Annotated in this window: 19 protein-coding genes; 7 read left to right on the top strand and 12 right to left on the bottom strand. The window is 69.8% G+C overall.

Translation table 11 applies throughout. The annotated features are described in order from the left end of the window. Positions 1–8 precede the first annotated feature (8 nt). Together TTY48_RS18885 and TTY48_RS18890 are read right to left on the bottom strand one after the other, a co-directional pair. Positions 9–2,693 (bottom strand): DNA translocase FtsK, encoded by a 2,685-nt coding sequence (locus tag TTY48_RS18885; RefSeq protein WP_220659174.1) that lies wholly within the window; start codon positions 2,691–2,693, stop codon positions 9–11. 71 nt (positions 2,694–2,764) lie between these two features. Continuing rightward, complete coding sequence (locus TTY48_RS18890; protein ID WP_220659175.1) at positions 2,765–3,382, bottom strand: TIGR03085 family metal-binding protein; 618 nt, start codon at positions 3,380–3,382, stop codon at positions 2,765–2,767. 124 nt (positions 3,383–3,506) lie between these two features. Here TTY48_RS18890 and TTY48_RS18895 point away from each other — a divergent pair, with 124 nt between their 5' ends. From TTY48_RS18895 to TTY48_RS18915, 5 genes are all read left to right on the top strand, one after another. Next, a complete protein-coding gene (locus TTY48_RS18895) occupies positions 3,507–4,106 on the top strand; it encodes a hypothetical protein (RefSeq protein WP_220659176.1) in 600 nt (199 codons plus the stop codon). 29 nt (positions 4,107–4,135) lie between these two features. Beyond that, entirely contained in the window at positions 4,136–4,711 is a 576-nt protein-coding gene (locus TTY48_RS18900; RefSeq protein WP_220659177.1) for a hypothetical protein, read from the top strand. After that, on the top strand, positions 4,708–5,283 hold the full coding sequence (locus tag TTY48_RS18905; RefSeq protein WP_220659178.1) for a hypothetical protein: 576 nt from the start codon (positions 4,708–4,710) through the stop codon (positions 5,281–5,283). The genes TTY48_RS18900 and TTY48_RS18905 overlap by 4 nt, the downstream gene beginning before the upstream one ends. Then, positions 5,280–5,846 (top strand): hypothetical protein, encoded by a 567-nt coding sequence (locus TTY48_RS18910; RefSeq protein ID WP_220659179.1) that lies wholly within the window; start codon positions 5,280–5,282, stop codon positions 5,844–5,846. Before TTY48_RS18905 ends, TTY48_RS18910 begins: the two co-directional genes overlap by 4 nt. Positions 5,847–5,929: 83 nt before the next feature. Then, on the top strand, positions 5,930–6,454 hold the full coding sequence (locus tag TTY48_RS18915; protein ID WP_220659180.1) for a hypothetical protein: 525 nt from the start codon (positions 5,930–5,932) through the stop codon (positions 6,452–6,454). Between the two features lie 19 nt (positions 6,455–6,473). On the opposite strand, the gene TTY48_RS18920 is transcribed toward TTY48_RS18915, so the two are convergent. The 8 genes from TTY48_RS18920 to dapB are packed head-to-tail and all read right to left on the bottom strand — an operon-like array spanning position 6,474 to position 12,965. Continuing rightward, the gene (locus tag TTY48_RS18920; protein WP_255585827.1) at positions 6,474–8,474 is read right to left on the bottom strand and encodes a ribonuclease J; all 2,001 of its coding nucleotides are present in this window, start codon (positions 8,472–8,474) and stop codon (positions 6,474–6,476) included. A gap of 3 nt (positions 8,475–8,477) precedes the next feature. Then, entirely contained in the window at positions 8,478–9,383 is a 906-nt protein-coding gene (gene dapA, locus TTY48_RS18925; RefSeq protein ID WP_220659181.1) for a 4-hydroxy-tetrahydrodipicolinate synthase, read from the bottom strand. A gap of 36 nt (positions 9,384–9,419) precedes the next feature. Then, positions 9,420–9,899, bottom strand: a complete 480-nt coding sequence (locus TTY48_RS18930) for a dihydrofolate reductase (protein ID WP_220659182.1) — start codon at positions 9,897–9,899, stop codon at positions 9,420–9,422. Then, positions 9,899–10,696, bottom strand: a complete 798-nt coding sequence (locus TTY48_RS18935; protein WP_220659183.1) for a thymidylate synthase — start codon at positions 10,694–10,696, stop codon at positions 9,899–9,901. The genes TTY48_RS18930 and TTY48_RS18935 overlap by 1 nt, the downstream gene beginning before the upstream one ends. 9 nt (positions 10,697–10,705) lie before the next feature. Beyond that, positions 10,706–11,245, bottom strand: coding sequence for a DinB family protein (locus tag TTY48_RS18940; protein WP_220659184.1), 540 nt, complete (start codon positions 11,243–11,245; stop codon positions 10,706–10,708). Between the two features lie 51 nt (positions 11,246–11,296). Beyond that, on the bottom strand, positions 11,297–11,749 hold the full coding sequence (locus TTY48_RS18945) for a flavodoxin family protein (protein WP_220659185.1): 453 nt from the start codon (positions 11,747–11,749) through the stop codon (positions 11,297–11,299). Next, complete coding sequence (locus TTY48_RS18950; protein WP_220659186.1) at positions 11,749–12,225, bottom strand: hypothetical protein; 477 nt, start codon at positions 12,223–12,225, stop codon at positions 11,749–11,751. The genes TTY48_RS18945 and TTY48_RS18950 overlap by 1 nt, the downstream gene beginning before the upstream one ends. Further along, positions 12,222–12,965 (bottom strand): 4-hydroxy-tetrahydrodipicolinate reductase, encoded by a 744-nt coding sequence (dapB, locus tag TTY48_RS18955; RefSeq protein ID WP_220659187.1) that lies wholly within the window; start codon positions 12,963–12,965, stop codon positions 12,222–12,224. Before dapB ends, TTY48_RS18950 begins: the two co-directional genes overlap by 4 nt. A gap of 23 nt (positions 12,966–12,988) precedes the next feature. Here dapB and TTY48_RS18960 point away from each other — a divergent pair, with 23 nt between their 5' ends. Further along, on the top strand, positions 12,989–13,360 hold the full coding sequence (locus tag TTY48_RS18960; RefSeq protein WP_220659188.1) for an MmcQ/YjbR family DNA-binding protein: 372 nt from the start codon (positions 12,989–12,991) through the stop codon (positions 13,358–13,360). A gap of 19 nt (positions 13,361–13,379) precedes the next feature. Beyond that, positions 13,380–14,354, top strand: a complete 975-nt coding sequence (locus tag TTY48_RS18965) for a magnesium transporter CorA family protein (RefSeq protein WP_220659189.1) — start codon at positions 13,380–13,382, stop codon at positions 14,352–14,354. On the opposite strand, the gene TTY48_RS18970 is transcribed toward TTY48_RS18965, so the two are convergent. Together TTY48_RS18970 and TTY48_RS18975 are read right to left on the bottom strand one after the other, a co-directional pair. Next, positions 14,351–15,463, bottom strand: coding sequence for a tetratricopeptide repeat protein (locus TTY48_RS18970; RefSeq protein ID WP_220659190.1), 1,113 nt, complete (start codon positions 15,461–15,463; stop codon positions 14,351–14,353). The two genes, TTY48_RS18965 and TTY48_RS18970, sit on opposite strands and share 4 nt — an antisense overlap. Continuing rightward, entirely contained in the window at positions 15,460–16,731 is a 1,272-nt protein-coding gene (locus TTY48_RS18975) for a 26S protease regulatory subunit (RefSeq protein WP_220659191.1), read from the bottom strand. The genes TTY48_RS18970 and TTY48_RS18975 overlap by 4 nt, the downstream gene beginning before the upstream one ends. Positions 16,732–16,744 lie beyond the last annotated feature (13 nt).

Here is a 16,744-nt window from a genome sequence, read left to right on the forward strand (position 1 = left end):
TATAACAGTTAGAAGTCCGGTTCGCCGTCCGAGTCGTCCGCGCCGGCGTCGCCGCCGCCGCGCAGCACCATGAGCAGCCCGGGCAGCTCGTCGGGCGTGACGAGAACGTCGCGCGCCTTCGACCCCTCCGACGGGCCCACGATGTCGCGGGTCTCCATGAGGTCCATCAGACGGCCGGCCTTGGCGAAGCCCACGCGCAGCTTGCGCTGCAGCATCGAGGTGGAGCCGAACTGCGAGGTGACCACGAGCTCCACGGCCTGCAGGAAGACGTCGAGGTCGTCGCCGATGTCCGGGTCGACGTCCTTCTTCTCGACCTTGGTCTCGGTGACCCCGTTGGTGTAGTCGGGCTCGGCCTGGTTCTTCACGAAGTCGACGATGGAGCTGATCTCCTCGTCGGTGATGAAGGCGCCCTGCATGCGGGTGGTCTTGCCGCCCATGGGCAGGAACAGCGCATCGCCCATACCGATCAGCTTCTCGGCGCCGGGCTGGTCCAGGATGACCCGCGAGTCCGTGAGTGAGGACGTCGCGAACGCCAGGCGTGAGGGCACGTTGGTCTTGATCAGGCCGGTGACCACGTCGACCGACGGGCGCTGCGTGGCCAGCACCAGGTGGATGCCGGCGGCGCGGGCCTTCTGCGTGATCCGGACGATCGCCTCCTCGACGTCGCGCGGGGCGGTCATCATGAGGTCGGCGAGCTCGTCGACGATGGCGACGATGTAGGGGTACGGCCGGTACACGCGCTCGCTGCCGAGCGGGGTGGTGATCTCGCCCGACTTCACCTTCCGGTTGAAGTCGTCGATGTGCCGCACGCGCGAGGCCTGCATGTCCTTGTACCGCTGCTCCATCTCCTCGACCAGCCAGGACAGCGCGGCGGCCGCCTTCTTGGGGTCGGTGATGATGGGCGTGATGAGGTGCGGGATGCCCTCGTAGGGGGTGAGCTCGACCATCTTGGGGTCGATGAGGATCATCCGTACCTCGTCGGGCGTGGCCCGCGCGAGCAGCGAGACGAGCATCGAGTTCACGAAGCTCGACTTACCGGAGCCGGTGGAGCCGGCCACGAGCAGGTGGGGCATCTTGGCGAGGTTGGCGTTGACCATTTCGCCCTCGATGTCCTTGCCGAGGCCGATCACCAGCGGGTGCGTGTCCTTGCGGGTGCTGTCGGCGGCGAGGACGTCGGCCAGGCGCACCATCTCGCGGTCGGTGTTGGGCACCTCGATACCCACGGCCGATTTGCCGGGGATCGGGGCCAGCAGGCGCACGTTGTCGGTGGCGACCGCGTACGAGATGTTGCGGTGCAGCGCGGTGACCTTCTCCACCTTCACGCCGGGTCCGAGTTCCACCTCGTAGCGGGTCACGGTGGGGCCGCGGGTATAGCCGGTGACGGCGGCGTCGATCTTGAACTGCTCCATCACGCCGGTGATCGCGTCGATCATCGCGTCGTTGGCGCTGGTTCCGGCCTTGGCGGGCTCGCCCTCGATGAGGAGGTCGGCCGGGGGCAGGATGTAGTTCTCGTTGTCGATGGTGCGGGCCACGGTGAACTCGGCCGCCTTGGGGGCGGGCGGGGGCGTGTTGTCCTTGACCACGGGGGCGCGACGGGGCTTCGACGCGGCCTTCGGCGGAACCTCGACGGTCGGCTCGTCCGACGGTGCGGGATCGGCCCCGATCGGCGCGGTCACCTGGTCGGACAGGGCCTCGTCGGGCTCGGCTGGGGCGGTCTTGCGGCGGCTGCGCTTCGGCGGCGCGGGGTCCGCCGGGTAGTTCTCGTACGGGTCGCCGTAGGGCGACGCGGCGAGGCTCGCGGTGTCGGCCGGGCCGGAGTCGAAGGCGAAGGGCGAATCGAGATCGTCGTCGTCGAGCGGCTCCTCGTCGTCGCCGTACTGGCGGTCGAGGTCGACCCCGAAGTAGAACTTGAGGCGATCGATGATCTCGCGCACCGTCATTCCGCTCACCAGGAGCAGACCGAAGAGGGCGACGAGCACCAGCAGGGGCACCGAGATCCAGGCGGTGAAACCGTCGGTGAGCGGGCCGCCCACGATGTAGCCGAGGTATCCGCCCGCGGCGGCACGGTCGTCGAACTCGGCGGGGCGGCCGGCGCCGATGTGCAGCAGCCCGAGGAAGGCGAGAACGATGAGGGCACCGCCCACGCGGTGCCGCACGCGGGCTCCGGGGTTGTCGGGCCGGCGCATCATGATCACGCCGAGCGCGATGGCGAGCACCGGCACGAGCACCGAGAACCAGCCGACGACGGCGCGGACGGCGGTGGAGAAGAACGAGCCCACGGGCCCGCCCGCGTCGAAGTAGAGGGCGGCGCCGAGCACGATCGCGATGGCGAACAGCCCGAGCGCGAGCCCGTCACGCGAGTGGGTGCCGCTGTTGCGCGGCGTGCCCTCCGGGCCGGCGGTGGCGCTGAGCACCTCGGTCTCGGCGGTCTCCGACGGTGCGCGGCGCCCGCTGCGGACGGCGCCACCGACACCCCTGGCCAGCAGTTTCCAGCTGGCACCGAGTCCGCGGCCCACTCCCCTACCGGCGCTGGCGGCCAGGCCGGGGCCCTGCTTGGCGTTCTGCTTGGTCTGCTTCGCGGGGGTGCGCGGCGCGGTCTTACGGCCGCCGGCCGAGCTCGCGGCGCGGCCGCGGCTGCTCCCCGAACGGGAGTTCGCGGCGCTGCGCGCACGGGTGGTCGTCTTCGCTGCCATGGGGGCAGTCTATCGACACCTGCCCCATCTGTATCAAGTGCAACACAAGTAACAAGGTGGACGGCGCGTCGTCAGAGCGACCGCGCCACCGAACCGAGCCGGTCGATGTGCGGATCGTCGCCCTCGAAGGTGACCAGCGCCTCATCGCGCCCGTAGGCCCACATCGCGATCTCGCCGATCGCCCCGATCACGGCGACGTCGGGCCCCTTACCCGCGGTGACCAGCGTTCCGGCCTCGGTGGTGAGGCTGATCCGGAGCGGCGCACGCCGCAGCGTAAGCGCGGCGATCCGGGCGACGGCCGCGGCGAGGCCCTGTTCCACGCCGGGGTCCAGCCGGCGTGGCTTCCATCCCGGGGCGGCGCGGCGGATGTCCTCGGTGTGCACGAAGAATTCGCCGAGATTCGCCTGCTCGTCCACGAGCCGCAGCGGTGACAGCCGCGGCGGCCCGCCCGCGACGGTGGCCAGCAGGTCGTCGAACGGCCGGGCGGCGATGCTCTCCTGAACGCGGGCGGTGTGCCGGGCGAGCGGGCGCAGCAGGATGCCCGCCGCGGCGTCCGGGCGGGACTCGCGCAGGATCAGGTGGGCGAGCAGGTCCGTCACCGTCCAGTCGCCGCAGAGCGTGGGCGCGTCCGGACCGGCCGCGCGGGCCGCTTCGACGAGGGCGGCGCGTTCGATGCGTGCGGGCTTCACGCGGCCAACCCTAATCCTCATTGCGGGGCGGCATCGGGCCGCCGCCGAAGCGCCGCCCGATCGCGCCCCCGACGTTCCCCGATCTTTCACCTGACGCAATGAACTATGTCGTAGGATCCGTGGCATGACTGTGAATACCGCACGGGCTCGTCGCGCCCGCTTGGCCTCCGCCGGGGCGTTCGTCGCCGCGATCGCCACCGTCGGCACACTCGCCGCGCCCGCCGCGTCGGCGGCCCCGGTCAGCACCAACCTGCTGCTCGGCCCGGCGCAGTTCCCGGCCGGCTCCACCGACTACCGGGTGGACCCGAACGCGGCCACCGCCAAGGTGAAGATTCCGGAGTCCTCTCCCGCGGATTGCCGCGCGGCGGGCGATGGTCTCAACGCCACGCTGGCGTCGGTGAACGGCGCCGAGGCCACCGCACGCAACGGCTACTCGTTCATGTCCTCGGCCGTGCTGTCGCCGGTGGTCACCAACCAGTGGCGCGCTGTGGTCGAGCGCTGCGACGGCGGACAGCTCGCGACGCCGCCCGATCTGGTCCGGTACTCCCCCGTCGTGATGACGGCGCGCGAGGACGGCCGCATCGGCGCGGTCCAGGGCTTCGCCGACGTCAACGGATACACCGTGAACGTCTACGTCGAGGGCCTCAGCGCGACACCGGCGAACACCGATCGCTTCTGGGCCGTCTTCCGCGCACAGATCCAGAAGGTCCAGACCGGTCGCTGACCGGCTTCATCGATCCCAGGGGGGAACCAATGAACACTCGTCATCTCGTCGCCGCGGCCTCGATCGCCGGCGCCGTCGTCATCGGCCTGCCGGCGGTGGCTCAGGCCGCGCCGGTCGTGCCCGCGCAGGCGATTCTCGCGGCGAACGAATTCCCTTTCGGCAGTGTCGAATACAAGGTCTCGTCCGATATCGGGGCGCCGCCCGTGAAGGTCACCGGGGACTCTTCCTGCGAGCGTGCCTCGTACGATCTGGACAAGCGACTCGAAGGCGCGAAGAGCACGGACGCCGAGGCCGTGCGAGGCTCCAGCAAACTCGAAGCCAGCGTGAACGATCGTCCGATGGCCGACGCGATGCGCACCGTCTTCCGTGTGTGTGGAGCCGAATTGGGAGTGCAGCTCGCTATCGCGCCGCTCCCTGCCGACCTGAGTAGGTACAACGGATTCGTCTTCCTCTCGGAGTCCCGGGATTCGGCCATCGGCGTCGTCGACGTTCGTGGCGCTGCCGTCGGCGTCTCCGTGGACGGTCGTGGGAACCAGCCTGCGGACACCGACGCGTTCTGGCAGATTCTTCGCGCGCAGGTCGCCAAGGTGGAGCGGCAGCCGTGATCGTCCGACGGTTCGCCGCCGTCGGCGCCCTGACCTTCGCCGCGCTGTCCATCCCGGCGCTGGCGCAGGCGGCGCCGATCGTGCCCGCGCAAGCTGTCCTCGCCGCCAACGAATTCCCGCTCGGCAGCACCGGCTACAAGACCGACGATGCGACCATCGATTTCAACGGCGACGAGTCTGCGAACACCGCGTGCGACCGTGCGGTCCGCGACGCGGTGAAGTCGATCTCCGGTGTGAAAGCCGTGAGCGCAGAGGTCCTCCGAGGTACGACGAAGATCGAGTCGGGTGTGGTCGGTCGCGCGTACACCGCGCGAGTCGCCGAGATCGACGTGACGTGCGATGCCGATTCCAGCGGTAACGCACGGCCGCAGAAGCTCGCGGCGCCGCCCGACCTCGCCCGCTATCGGACCCACATCACCACCTACCGGGGCTCGTCCATCGACAGCTGGGTGGACGTACGCGGCGTCACGGTGTCCGTCCAGGCGCACGGGACGGACGGAACGCCGGTGGACGCGGACGCGTTCTGGCAGACGCTGCGCGCGCAGGTCGCCAAGGTGGAGCGGCAGCCGTGACGATCCGCTCGGTTCTCGCCGGCGGATCGGTCGCGGTCGTCGCGGCCGCTGCACTTCCAGCGATCGTGCAAGCGGCACCGGTCGTGCCGAAGGACGCGGTCCTCACGGCGCAGGAGTTTCCACCCGGCAGCCATGACTACAAGGCGTTCCCGATGACCTTTCCCGCGGTCGGCACCCGCCCCGCGAACAGCTCTCGCTGCGCGGTCAAGACCCACGAGCTGCAACAGCGGCTCGCAGGGTCGAGCGCAGTCGAGGCCGAGGCCTGGCGAGGCGACACGATGTACTACGCGTCGGTGTTCGGCCGCCCGGTGGCGGAGGTCCTCGGCGAGCAGAACGTGGCGTGCGACATGTCGCCGCGGGAACGGCGCGTCCCTGCACCCGCGGATCTCGCCCGCGTCAATCCCACGGCCTTCCGATCCGGATCGCAACGGATCGAGGCGACCGCCGAACTGCACGGTGTGACAGTCGGAGTCGTCGGCACGTCGCCCGACGGCAAGGTACTCGACACCGACACCTTCTGGGAGATCCTGCGCGCCCAGATCGCCAAGATCGAGCGCCAGTGACGCTACGGCGCCGAGCTGCCGTACCTCTGATCGCGTGTCTCGTCTTCGCGGGTTGCTCGGACAATGAGGAGCCGAAGAATCCTGTGGCCGGCCTCGCCCTCGACCAGGCGGAACTGCCGCCAGGAACAACGATTTCGATACGGCAGGACAGCTCCGCCTGGGGAAGCGGTACCACGTTGGGCGGCCCGGAACCCTGCTTCACGGCCACGAGGAACAAGGAGCGGGCGACCACCGGCACCTACTCTTCGTTGACCACCGGCATCTGGGACAACCTGAGCCTGGAGGGCGAGGTGTACGCGGAACCGCTCACGGCCGAATCGATTGTGCGCGCGCAAGCGTGCGTGCCCCAGGGGATGACGCTGTTCGTCGTGTCGCTCCCCGACGATCTTGTGCGCAAGCGCGCCAGCGTCTTCGAGTACCGCACACCGCAAAGCCGACTCGCCTCGATGAGCGGTTTCATCGAGGTCGAAGGCCGCTCCGTCCGATTCACGTCGGACAATGCCGCGTTACTCTACGGATCCGAGGGCGTCATCCCGCGGGAGGTCGATCGCGACCAGTTCTGGGAGCTCTTCCGTGCACAGATCGCGAAGGTGGAGCGGGCCCGCTAGCGAGCCCGCCCGGGGAGTCCTACTCCCCCACCACCATCACGGTCGGCACGATCATCGGGCGGCGCCGGTAGGTGTTGGAGACCCAGCGGCCCACGGCGCGCCGCACGGCCTGCGCGATGCGGTGCTGATCCTTGATGCCCTCGGCGGCGAGCTGCGCGATCGTCTCCTCGACCAGCTTCTCCGCCTCCTTGAGTGCGGTCGGATCGTCGGAGAAGCCGCGTCCGCTCACCTCGGGGGTGGTCACGGAGTTGCCCTCTTCGTCGATCACGATGCTGATCGCGATGAAGCCGCCCTCGCCGAGCACGAGGCGGTCCGACAGCGTCGACTCGCCCACATCGCCCACCGATGAGCCGTCCACGTACACGTGACCCACGGGCACCTGTCCCACGATCTTCGCGACACCGTCGACCAGGTCGACGACCACGCCGTCCTCGGCGAGCATGATCCGGTCCTTCGGAACGCCCGTGGCCTCGGCCAGCGCGGCGTTGGCGCGCAGGTGGCGCCACTCGCCGTGCACCGGCATCGCATTGCGCGGACGCACCGCGTTGTACAGGTACAGCAGCTCACCTGCGCTGGCGTGGCCGGACACGTGCACCTTCGCGCTCTGCTGCGTGACCACGGTGGCGCCCAGCTTCGCCAGGCCGTTGACCACGGCGAACACGGAGTTCTCGTTGCCCGGGATCAGCGAGCTCGCGAGCACCACGAGATCCTGCGGGGAAATGGTGATGTTGCGGTGCTCGCCGCGGGCCATCCGGGACAGCGCGGAGAGCGGTTCGCCCTGAGATCCGGTGGACACCAGCACGATCCGGTGATCGGGCAGCGAGGCGGCGGTGTCGAGATCGACCTCGACACCCTCCGGCACCCGCAGATAGCCCATGTCCTGGGCGATCTGCATGTTGCGCACCATGGAGCGGCCCACGAAGACCACACGCCGGTTGTGTGCCACGGCCACGTCGACGATCTGCTGGATGCGGTGCACGTGCGAGGCGAAGGACGCGACGATCACGCGGCCCTTGGCCCGGCCGATCACGTTGTCGAGCACGGGCCCGATCTCCCGCTCGGGGGTCACGAAGCCCGGGACCTCGGCGTTGGTGGAGTCCACCAGGAAGAGGTCGACGCCGGCATCGCCGAGGCGGGAGAAGCCGGCGAGGTCGGTGAGGCGGCCGTCGAGCGGCAGCTGGTCGAGCTTGATATCACCGGTGTGCAGGGCCACCTGGCCGCCGGCGTGGATCGCGACGGCGATCGCGTCGGGGATCGAGTGGTTCACGGCGAAGTACTCGCACTCGAACGGGCCGTGGCTGGTGGATTCGCCCTCGCGGACCTCGATCAGCTTGGGACGCAGACGGTGTTCGTCGCACTTCGCCTTGATCAGGGCGAGCGTGAACTTGGCGCCCACGATGGGGATGTCGGGCCGCAGACGCAGCAGGAAGGGCACGGCGCCGATGTGGTCCTCGTGGCCGTGAGTGAGGACGATCGCCTCGACGTCCTTGATCCGGTTCTCGATGTAGCGGAAGTCCGGGAGGATCAGGTCGACGCCGGGCTGCTGGTCCTCGGGGAAGAGCACGCCGCAGTCCACGATCAGGAGCTTGCCGTCGTACTCGAAGACGGTCATGTTGCGACCGATCTCCTTGATGCCGCCGAGCGCCACCACGCGCAGGCCGCCCTTGCGCAGCTTGGGCGGGGGCCCGAGCCGCTCGACCGCGGGCGACGGTGCGCTGCCGCGTGATCCGCGGTCGTTGCCGCGGCGTCCGCCACCGCCGCGCTTCCGGTCGCCCTTGGGCGCCGACTTCTGGGCCGGTGCCTGCTGCTCGGCAGCGGCCTTCTCCGGTGCGGCCTTGGCGGGCGCGGTCTTCGCGGGTGCCGTCTTCGCGGGCGCGGTCTTCGCGGCCGCCTTCGGCGCGTCCTCGACCACGACGCGGGCCGCCGAGGTGGAGATCACGGGCTTGGGCTCGGCGGGTGGGCCGGCCTGCCGGGTGACCTTCCGGCTCCGTCGGGTACTGCCTGCTGCGTCGTCTGTCATGTCTTAGAGAACCCCTGCCTGGGTCAGGAGCGCGGCGAGCCGGTCGCGCTGTTCACCGGTGGGCGGCACCTGCGGGAGGCGCGGAATGCCCATATCGAGGCCCTGGAGGGCCAGTGCTGCCTTCGAGAACGTGACGCCGCCCAGACCCGCCATGGCTTCGTACACCGGGCTGAGTGAGGCGTTGATCTCTTGGGCGCGGGCGACTTCACCCGCGAAGTAGGCGTCGCGCAGGGCGCGAAGCTGCGGTGCGACCACGTGGCCGATCACCGAGACGAATCCCGCCGCGCCCACGGAGAGCCACGGCAGGTTCAGCGGATCGTCGCCGGAGAGGTACTGCAGGCCGGTCTCCGCGATGAGGCGGGCGCCGGCGCCGAGGTCTCCCTTGGCGTCCTTCACACCCACGATGTTCTTGTGCTCGGCGAGCGCGCGGAGGGTGGCCGTCTCGATCGGGACCACGGAGCGCGGCGGAATGTCGTAGAGCAGGACGGGCAGGTCGGTGGCGTCGGCGACGGTGGTGAAGTGCGCCAGCAAGCCGGCCTGCGGCGGGCGCGAGTAGTACGGGGTCACCACGAGCAGGCCGTGTGCGCCGGCCTCGGCGGCGTCGCGCGCGAAGACGGCCGACTCCTCGGTGTCGTACGTGCCCACACCCGCGGTGATCTTCACGCGGTCGCCCACGGCCTCCAGGATTGCCTTGAGGAACTGGACCTTCTCCCACGGCTGCGTGGTGGGCGACTCACCGGTGGTCCCCGCGACGACGAGGCCGTCGACGCCCTGATCGGCGAGGTGCGACGCCAGCTTCTGCCCGGCTTCGAGGTCGAGGGTGCCGTCGGCCTTGTACGGAGTGACCATCGCGACGGAGATCGTGCCGAAGGGGGTGGTGGGCGATGTGGTCGCCGAGGTCGCACTCATAAGGGCTAAGGCTACCCACCCTCTCGGGGCGAATCCCTACTGGCTTGCCGTTCGCCGGTAGGTCAGGTGGCGGTACCGCAGGCCCGACGAGGAGTCGCGCCAGCCCGTGTCGTCGGTGAGCGCGAAGTCGTCGGGGATCGCCGGGGCCACGGTGTCACCGTCGATGTCGGCATCGACCTCGGTGACGGCCAGCAGGTCGGCCGACGGGAGTGCGGCGGCGTAGATCTCGCCGCCGCCCATCACCCAGAGGTCCTCGGTGTCCGGGAGCGTCAGATCGTGCTGGACCAGGGCACCGTCGGCCGACCAGGTGCGGTCCCGCGTGACGACGATGTTGGTGCGGCCGGGCAGCGGCCGGAACCGGGGCGGCAGCGAATCCCAGGTTTTGCGGCCCATGAGCATGGTGGCGCCGGCCGTGGTCTCGCGGAAGAACTTCATGTCCTCCGGGATGTGCCACGGAATCCCACCGTCGGCGCCGATCACGCCGCCGCGGGCCTGGGCCCAGATGAGCCCGATCACTAGACCGCCACCGGCGCCTTGATGGCGGGGTGGTGCTGGTAGTCGTGGACGGTGATGTCCTCGTAGGTGTAGTCGAAGATCGAATCGCGCGGCGCGAGTTCGAGCCGCGGGTACGGGTACGGGTCGCGGCGCAGTTGCTCGGTGACCTGCTCGACGTGGTTGTCGTAGATGTGGCAGTCGCCGCCGGTCCAGATGAACTCGCCCGGTTCGAGGCCGACCTGTGCGGCCACCATGTGGGTGAGCAGGGCGTAGCTGGCGATGTTGAAGGGCACGCCGAGGAACAGGTCGGCGCTGCGCTGGTACAGCTGGCAGCTCAGTTTGCCGTCGGCCGCGTAGAACTGGAAGAAGGCGTGGCACGGCGGCAGGGCCATGTTCTCGATCTCGCTCACGTTCCAGGCGGAGACGATGTTGCGCCGGCTGGACGGATCGGTGCGCAGCAGTTCGATGGCCTTGCTGATCTGGTCGATGTGCTCGCCGTTGGGGGTGGGCCAGCTGCGCCACTGCACGCCGTAGACGGGGCCGAGCTCGCCGTCCGCATCTGCCCACTCGTCCCAGATGGTGACGCCGTTGTCCTGCAACCACTTCACGTTCGAATCGCCGCGCAGGAACCACAGCAGCTCGTAGGCGATGGACTTCAGGTGCACGCGCTTGGTGGTGATCAGCGGGAAGCCCTGGGACAGGTCGTAGCGGAGCTGGCGCCCGAACACGCTGCGCGTGCCCGTACCGGTGCGGTCGGGGCGGTGCGTGCCGTTCTCCAGCACGTCGCGGAGCAGGTCTTCGTAGGGCGTCGCGATCACGCCCCCAGTCTAGGCGGGACCGCTGACAGGCTCACGAACGGCGCGCAGCAGGCGCAACTGGCCGATCTCGGCCACGTTCTTCATCAGCTCGGCGTTCACCCAGGCGAGCTGGTTCGCCACCGTCAGTCCGGCGTCCTGCGGCCACGGGAACGCGGACGGCTCGTCGAGCCGGGCTTCGGTCAGCCCGCCGAGCACCGTCAGCCATTCGTCGCGGAACCCGCGCAGCGAGGCCACGGCACCGTCGGGCCCGGGCCACCGGACGTCATCCCGCGATCGCGGCGGGGCGCCGCTGAGGTGGTCGACGGTGACGCTCATCCACGAGCCGAGGTGCCAGGCCACCCACGCGACGGTGGGGATGGGGATCGGGTCGGGTTCGGTGTCGGCCCAGTCCGGCGTCCAGGTGCCCGCGGAATCGCGGTGCATCGTCCAGCACTGCGGAGCCGGCTCCCAGAGGAAGTCCTCGGGCACCAGCTCGGCGAGGTGCACCTCGGCGAGCGACCAGGTGAAATCGAACTGCCACCGCAGGAGATCGAGCCGCGAATCGGACATGCCGGGATGGTAGACCGGCTCGATCACGGATCGGCGCAGCGGTGCCGATCTTCAGGCCATGAGCTGGGCGGCCACCGTGGCGCCCAGGTTCCAACATTCTTCGAGCTGCGCCTTGGTCGGCTTCCCCGACACCACGACGTGCGGCGATGCCTGCACCCAGCCCAAACCGGCGGTGATGGACTCCACCGCGCGGGAGGCACCCTCGGTGCCGTCGTTGCCGTGCAGGTACAGGCCGTAGGGCCGGCCCTGCGTGGAGTCCAGGCACGGGTAGTAGATCGTGTCGAAGGCGTGCTTGAGGGCCCCCGAGATGTAGCCGAGGTTCGCGGGCGAGCCGAGCACGAAGCCGTCGGCCGCGAGGACGTCGGGGGCGGTCACCGACAGCGCTGCGCGGCGCACCACCTCCACACCCTCGATCTCGGGGTCGGTGGCCCCGGCGAGCACCGCCTCGAACATCTCCTGGCAGTGCGGAGACGGCGTGTGGTGGATCACCAGGAGCACGGCCATCAGTGGCTCTTCTTCTCCATGGCGACGGCGCGCGTCATCCAGTCCCGGGCGCGGGAGCGGTCTCCGGCGTAGTCGTAGGCGCGGGCCAGCCGGTAGGCGTTCACCCAGGACTCGGGATCGTCCTCGTATTCGGCCTTGACCTGGGCGAACAGCGTGTCCGCCGCGTCCCGCTGCACACGGCCGGAGGGCATCGTGGGCAGGTCGCTGACATCCAGGTCGCGGCCCATGTCCTTGACCTGCGCGGCCAGCCGCTGGTGCGCGTAGCCGTTGCGCAGCACCGAGTACAGGATCCACAGCCCCACCAGACCCAGCAGGATCATGCCGGCGCCGAGGCCCAGGTTCGCTCCCCCGCCGCGACGCATGATCATCCACGCCCACACCCCGATGAGGCCGATGTACACCAGCATCGCGATCGAGAGGAAGCCGATCACCAGGAGCGGCCCCAGGTTGCTCCGCGCGGAGCTGCGTCCGGTCACAGGTCCATCAGCGGTTCGATGCCCACGGTGAGACCGGGGCGGTCCGAGATGCCGCGCACCGCGAGCAGCACGCCGGGAACGAAGGAGCTGCGATCGAGCGAATCGTGCCGGATGGTGAGGGTCTCGCCCTGGGTGCCCAGCAGCACCTCCTGGTGGGCGACGAGGCCCGCGACACGTACCGAGTGCACGCGCACACCGTCCACCCGGGCGCCGCGGGCGCGATCGAACTCGGCGGAGGTGGCGTCGGGCATCTTGCCGCGGCCGGCCTCTTCGCGGGCCTCGGCGATCAGCTCGGCGGTGCGGGTGGCGGTGCCCGACGGTGCGTCGGCCTTGTGGGGATGGTGCAGCTCGATCACCTCGACGGAGTCGAAGTACTTCGCGGCCTGCGCGGCGAACCGCATGCAGAGGACGGCGCCGATGGCGAAGTTGGGCGCGATGAGCACTCCGACGCCGGGCTTCTCGGCGAGCCAGCCGCGCACGGTGTCGAGCCGGTCGTCGGTGAAGCCGGTGGTGCCGACCACGGCGTGGATACCGTTGTCGATGAGGAACTTCAGGTTGTCCATCACCGCGTCGGGATGGGTGAAGTCGATGACCACCTGCGTGTTCGAGTCCAGGAACGCGGTCAACGTATCGCCCGCGTCCACGGCGGCGCTCAGCGCCAGATCGTCGGCCGCGTCCACCGCGTCCACCATCGAGCGGCCCACCTTGCCGCCGGATCCCAACACACCCACGTTCAGCATGGGGCCGACGATACCCTTCTGACGTGACCGCCCGACCAGACGTTCCCGACGAGTGGATCGACCGCCTCGCGGCGATCCTGGACGCCTTCCCCGAATGCGTCGCCGACCGCGCCTGGGTGGGCACCCGGTGGCGGGTCCGCGGTTCGACGGTGGCGCACGTCTTCGGCGGCGAGGATCAGCTGTTCCGATTGATCTTCCGGGCCGAGCCGGGCGAGGTCCCCGCGTTCGAGAACCTGGGCCATCCGTACTTCCGCACCGAGTGGGGCGCGACCACGGTGGGCATCATCGTCGACGAGGACACCGACTGGGACGAGGTCGCCGAGCTGCTCACCGACTCGTACTGCGTGCAGGCGCCGGAGTCGCTCGCGTCGCTCGTGGAGCGGCCGGGCCCGTGATCGTCCTAATGTTGCGACCATGAAGTCCACCATCCGCACCTGGCAGCCCGGGTCGTCGTCGCACTTCGACGTCGAGGAGAACTCCGACCCCGCGGTGATCGCGGAGGCGCTGTCCGATCAGTCCGGTCTCGCGTGGGTGGACGTGCTCGACCCGACGGACGAGTCCTTCGCACCGATCGCGGAGGCGTTGAACCTGGATCCGCTCGCTGTCGAGGACGCGCTCACGGTGCACGAGCGGCCGAAGTCGCTGCGCTACGACAACGCGCTGTTCGTGACGGCGTACACGGTTACCGAGGACGGCACCACCAGCCGGATCTCACTGTTCCTGTTCAAATGCGGCCTGCTCACGGTCCGGCTCGGCGCGGGGTTCGACGTCGCGGGGGCGGCTCACTCGATCGCCGAGAACGAGGTGCTGCTCAAACACGGGCCCTACGCGCTGGAACTGCTGCTGCTCGATTCGATCGTGGACGGGTACACGGTGCGGGTCACCGCGATCGACGAGCAGGTCGACGAGCTGGAGTCGGCGCTGTTCGACGACGGCCACGGCGGCGACGAGGTGGCGCAGGAGACCTTCACGCTGCACAAACAGGTCGGACAATTGCGCCGGATCGTGCAGCCGATGCGCGAGGTCTCGGGCGCGTTGCTGCGCCGGGTGTCCGCCGATCCGGACAAGCGCGAGCTGCTCCCCTACGCCGAGGACGTCCACGACCACACCATGCGCGCGGCCGACTGGACCGAGACCCTGCGCGACAACGTCGAATCCGTGCGGTCGACGAATCTGGCCCTGGTCGACAATCAGCTCAACACGGTGATGAAGAAGCTCACCAGCTGGGCGGCGATCATCGCCGTGCCCACCGCCGTGACCGGCTACTTCGGCCAGAACGTCCCGTATCCCGGTTCGGAGCAGGAGTGGGGCTGGGTGCTCAGCACGCTGACGATGATCATCCTGGCGGGCGGCCTGTACTGGATGTTCAAGCGCCGCAATTGGATCTAGCCGCGGTCGGGATGTCGACGCCGGAGGGCGGCGCGGGTCGCGTACTCGACGACGCGATGGACCAGTAGGAGCGGGAAGAGCCCCGCACCGAGTCCGGTCACGATCATCGACAGCGGTATCACCGTGAGAGTCGCGAGCGCGAACAGCGCCAGCGAGGCGCCGATCGTCGCGACCGGTCCCGAGCCCCTCGCGACGCGCGCGAGCACCGGGCGACGACGCGACGGGATTCGTCGGAGGTTGAAGGCCGCCCAGCCACCCCACAGCGCCGTCACGACCACCATGCCGATCAGCGGGATGATCGCCGACGACAGCGGGCCGCCGGTGGGGCGGGAGACGAGCACCGACGAGATGATCGCCACGATCATCGGCAGCGCGATGAACCAGCCGGTCCGCGCCAACGTGTTGTAGGCCACGACCTCGAGGTTGTAGCGGGCCACGCGATCGAGCGGATCGAGGGCGGCCGCACGCGCGTAGGTGTCGATCTCCGCGGCGTGCTTGCCCGGCCGGAATCGCTTCATCACCAGGCCACGGTTGTTGAGGGCGGCGGCGTTGTTCGGGTCGAGGCGCAGGGCCTCCTCGGTTGCTCGCCGTGCGGTGTCGCGGTCGCCGAGCCGGTGCGCCGCGAGCCCCAGGGTCACGTGATTCTCGGGTTCCTGCGGTTCGAGTTCCACCGCGGTCCTCGCCGCCATGTAGGCCTCGTTGACCAGGCGGGGATTCTGCGTCGCGAGGGCGAGTGCCGCCAGGGTGAGGTGGCTGCCCCAGATGTGCGGATGCGCCTTCACGAGTGCCCGGGCCCTGGTCAGCGCCTCCTGGTGGCGGCCCGCGTCGCTGTAGGCCCCGGCCAGGCACACCGCCGCGATGTAGTGATCGGGCGCGGCGCCGAGGGCGCGCGCGAAGGAGTCGATGGCGGCGGACTCGTCCCCGAGTCCGGCCTGCGCCTTGCCGAGGGCCACCAGCGCGTCGGGATCGGTGGGGTGCGCCGCGAGGAAGGCCCCGGCGAGCGCGGCGGCCGTGGCGAACTGCCGAGCCTCCAGGAGCAGGCCGAGTTTCTCCAGGGTGCGCGCGTCCTCGCCGATCGCATCGCCCAGCTGGTCGCGCTGGCCGGTCACCTGCGTCCCCGCGTGCGCAGGTACCGGACCAGATCGTCGTAGGCGCCGGATTCGTTGGAGAAGGTGGCCACGTTCTCGGCGGCCGAGAACCACTCCTCGCACGACGATCGGATCTGGCTCGCCGCCGTCAGCAGATCGGCGGTGGTGATCATCCGCGGCGTGCCGGTACGCACGGAGTCGAGAAGCGCGATCTCGGAAGCGCTCTCGCAGATGTGCGCGATGTCGGCTCCCGAGTATCCGTCCGTCCTGCGCACCAGCGCGGCAACGTCGATCCGTTCGATCGGACGCTCACGGAGGTGGTACTCGATGATCGCGGCGCGGGCGGGCGCGTCCGGCGGCGTCACCAGCACCATCCGGTCGAGCCGTCCGGGCCGGCGCAGTGCCAGGTCCACATCCCACGGCGTGTTGGTGGCGGCGAGCACGAAGACCCCCTCGTTCTCCGTGGCCGAATCGACCCCGTCCAGCTCGATGAGCAATTGGTTGATCACGGTACGCATCACGGTGGACTGGTGCCGGGATCGCTTGCCGCCGATCGCATCGAGCTCGTCGAACATGATCACGCAGGGCGCCTGCCGCCGCGCGGTCGCGAAGATCTCGTGCAGGTTCTTCTCGGAGTTGCCCAGGAATTGATCGAGGATGTCGCTCACGGTGACGGAGAGGAATCCGGCGCCCAGCTCACCGGCCACCGCCCGGGCGAGGAAGGTCTTACCGCAACCGGGCGGCCCGTACAGGAGCATGCCGCCGCGCAGCGACTTGCCGTACAGGCGGCGCAGTTCCGGGTTCCGCATCGGAGCGAGGAAGGCCGCCTCGAGCCGCTGCTTGACGTCGTGCATCCCGCCGACGTCGGCGAGGCGCAGCCCCTCGGGACCGTCCACCTGCCACAGCCCCGCCGCTCCCGCCTCGACGGCGGGCACCGCGATCATCTCCTCCGGGTCCTCGAACCGGGGCGGAATCACGTCGCGCACTTCGTCCTCCGCCGCCGCCCAGTCGAATCCGGGCTCAGGATCGGGCTCGTGCTCGGGCCGCGTGCCGGGCTCCTCCGCGGGCGCGGCGGGCGCCGGGCCACCGCCCATGGCGCGGGCCAGCAGCGCCCGGGCCGGGGCGTCCGACGGTGCGCGGCTCAGCGCGAGTGCCGCCTCGGCGACCGCTTCGTCCGCACGCCCGGCGTCCAGCAGCAGTTCGGCGTAGTGCACGCGCAGCGCCACATCGTCGGGCGCCGCGGCGACGGCGGCACGGAGGCTGGCGAGCAGGGGCGATTCCTCGGTCACGCCCGAATCCTAT

The organism is Tsukamurella sp. TY48 (genome assembly GCF_019656655.1).
GTDB lineage: Bacteria > Actinomycetota > Actinomycetes > Mycobacteriales > Mycobacteriaceae > Tsukamurella > Tsukamurella strandjordii.

What these genes read in the sequence shown, in the direction of transcription:
- dapB (WP_220659187.1), bottom strand. Translation starts at nt 12,965, where the DNA reads ATGCTGAACGTGGGTGTGTTGGGATCCGGCGGCAAGGTGGGCCGCTCG.
- TTY48_RS18920 (WP_255585827.1), bottom strand. Translation starts at nt 8,474, where the DNA reads ATGACAGACGACGCAGCAGGCAGTACCCGACGGAGCCGGAAGGTCACC.
- TTY48_RS18895 (WP_220659176.1), top strand. Translation starts at nt 3,507, where the DNA reads ATGACTGTGAATACCGCACGGGCTCGTCGCGCCCGCTTGGCCTCCGCC.
- TTY48_RS18965 (WP_220659189.1), top strand. Translation starts at nt 13,380, where the DNA reads ATGAAGTCCACCATCCGCACCTGGCAGCCCGGGTCGTCGTCGCACTTC.
- dapA (WP_220659181.1), bottom strand. Translation starts at nt 9,383, where the DNA reads ATGAGTGCGACCTCGGCGACCACATCGCCCACCACCCCCTTCGGCACG.
- TTY48_RS18945 (WP_220659185.1), bottom strand. Translation starts at nt 11,749, where the DNA reads ATGGCCGTGCTCCTGGTGATCCACCACACGCCGTCTCCGCACTGCCAG.
- TTY48_RS18885 (WP_220659174.1), bottom strand. Translation starts at nt 2,693, where the DNA reads ATGGCAGCGAAGACGACCACCCGTGCGCGCAGCGCCGCGAACTCCCGT.
- TTY48_RS18940 (WP_220659184.1), bottom strand. Translation starts at nt 11,245, where the DNA reads ATGTCCGATTCGCGGCTCGATCTCCTGCGGTGGCAGTTCGATTTCACC.
- TTY48_RS18900 (WP_220659177.1), top strand. Translation starts at nt 4,136, where the DNA reads ATGAACACTCGTCATCTCGTCGCCGCGGCCTCGATCGCCGGCGCCGTC.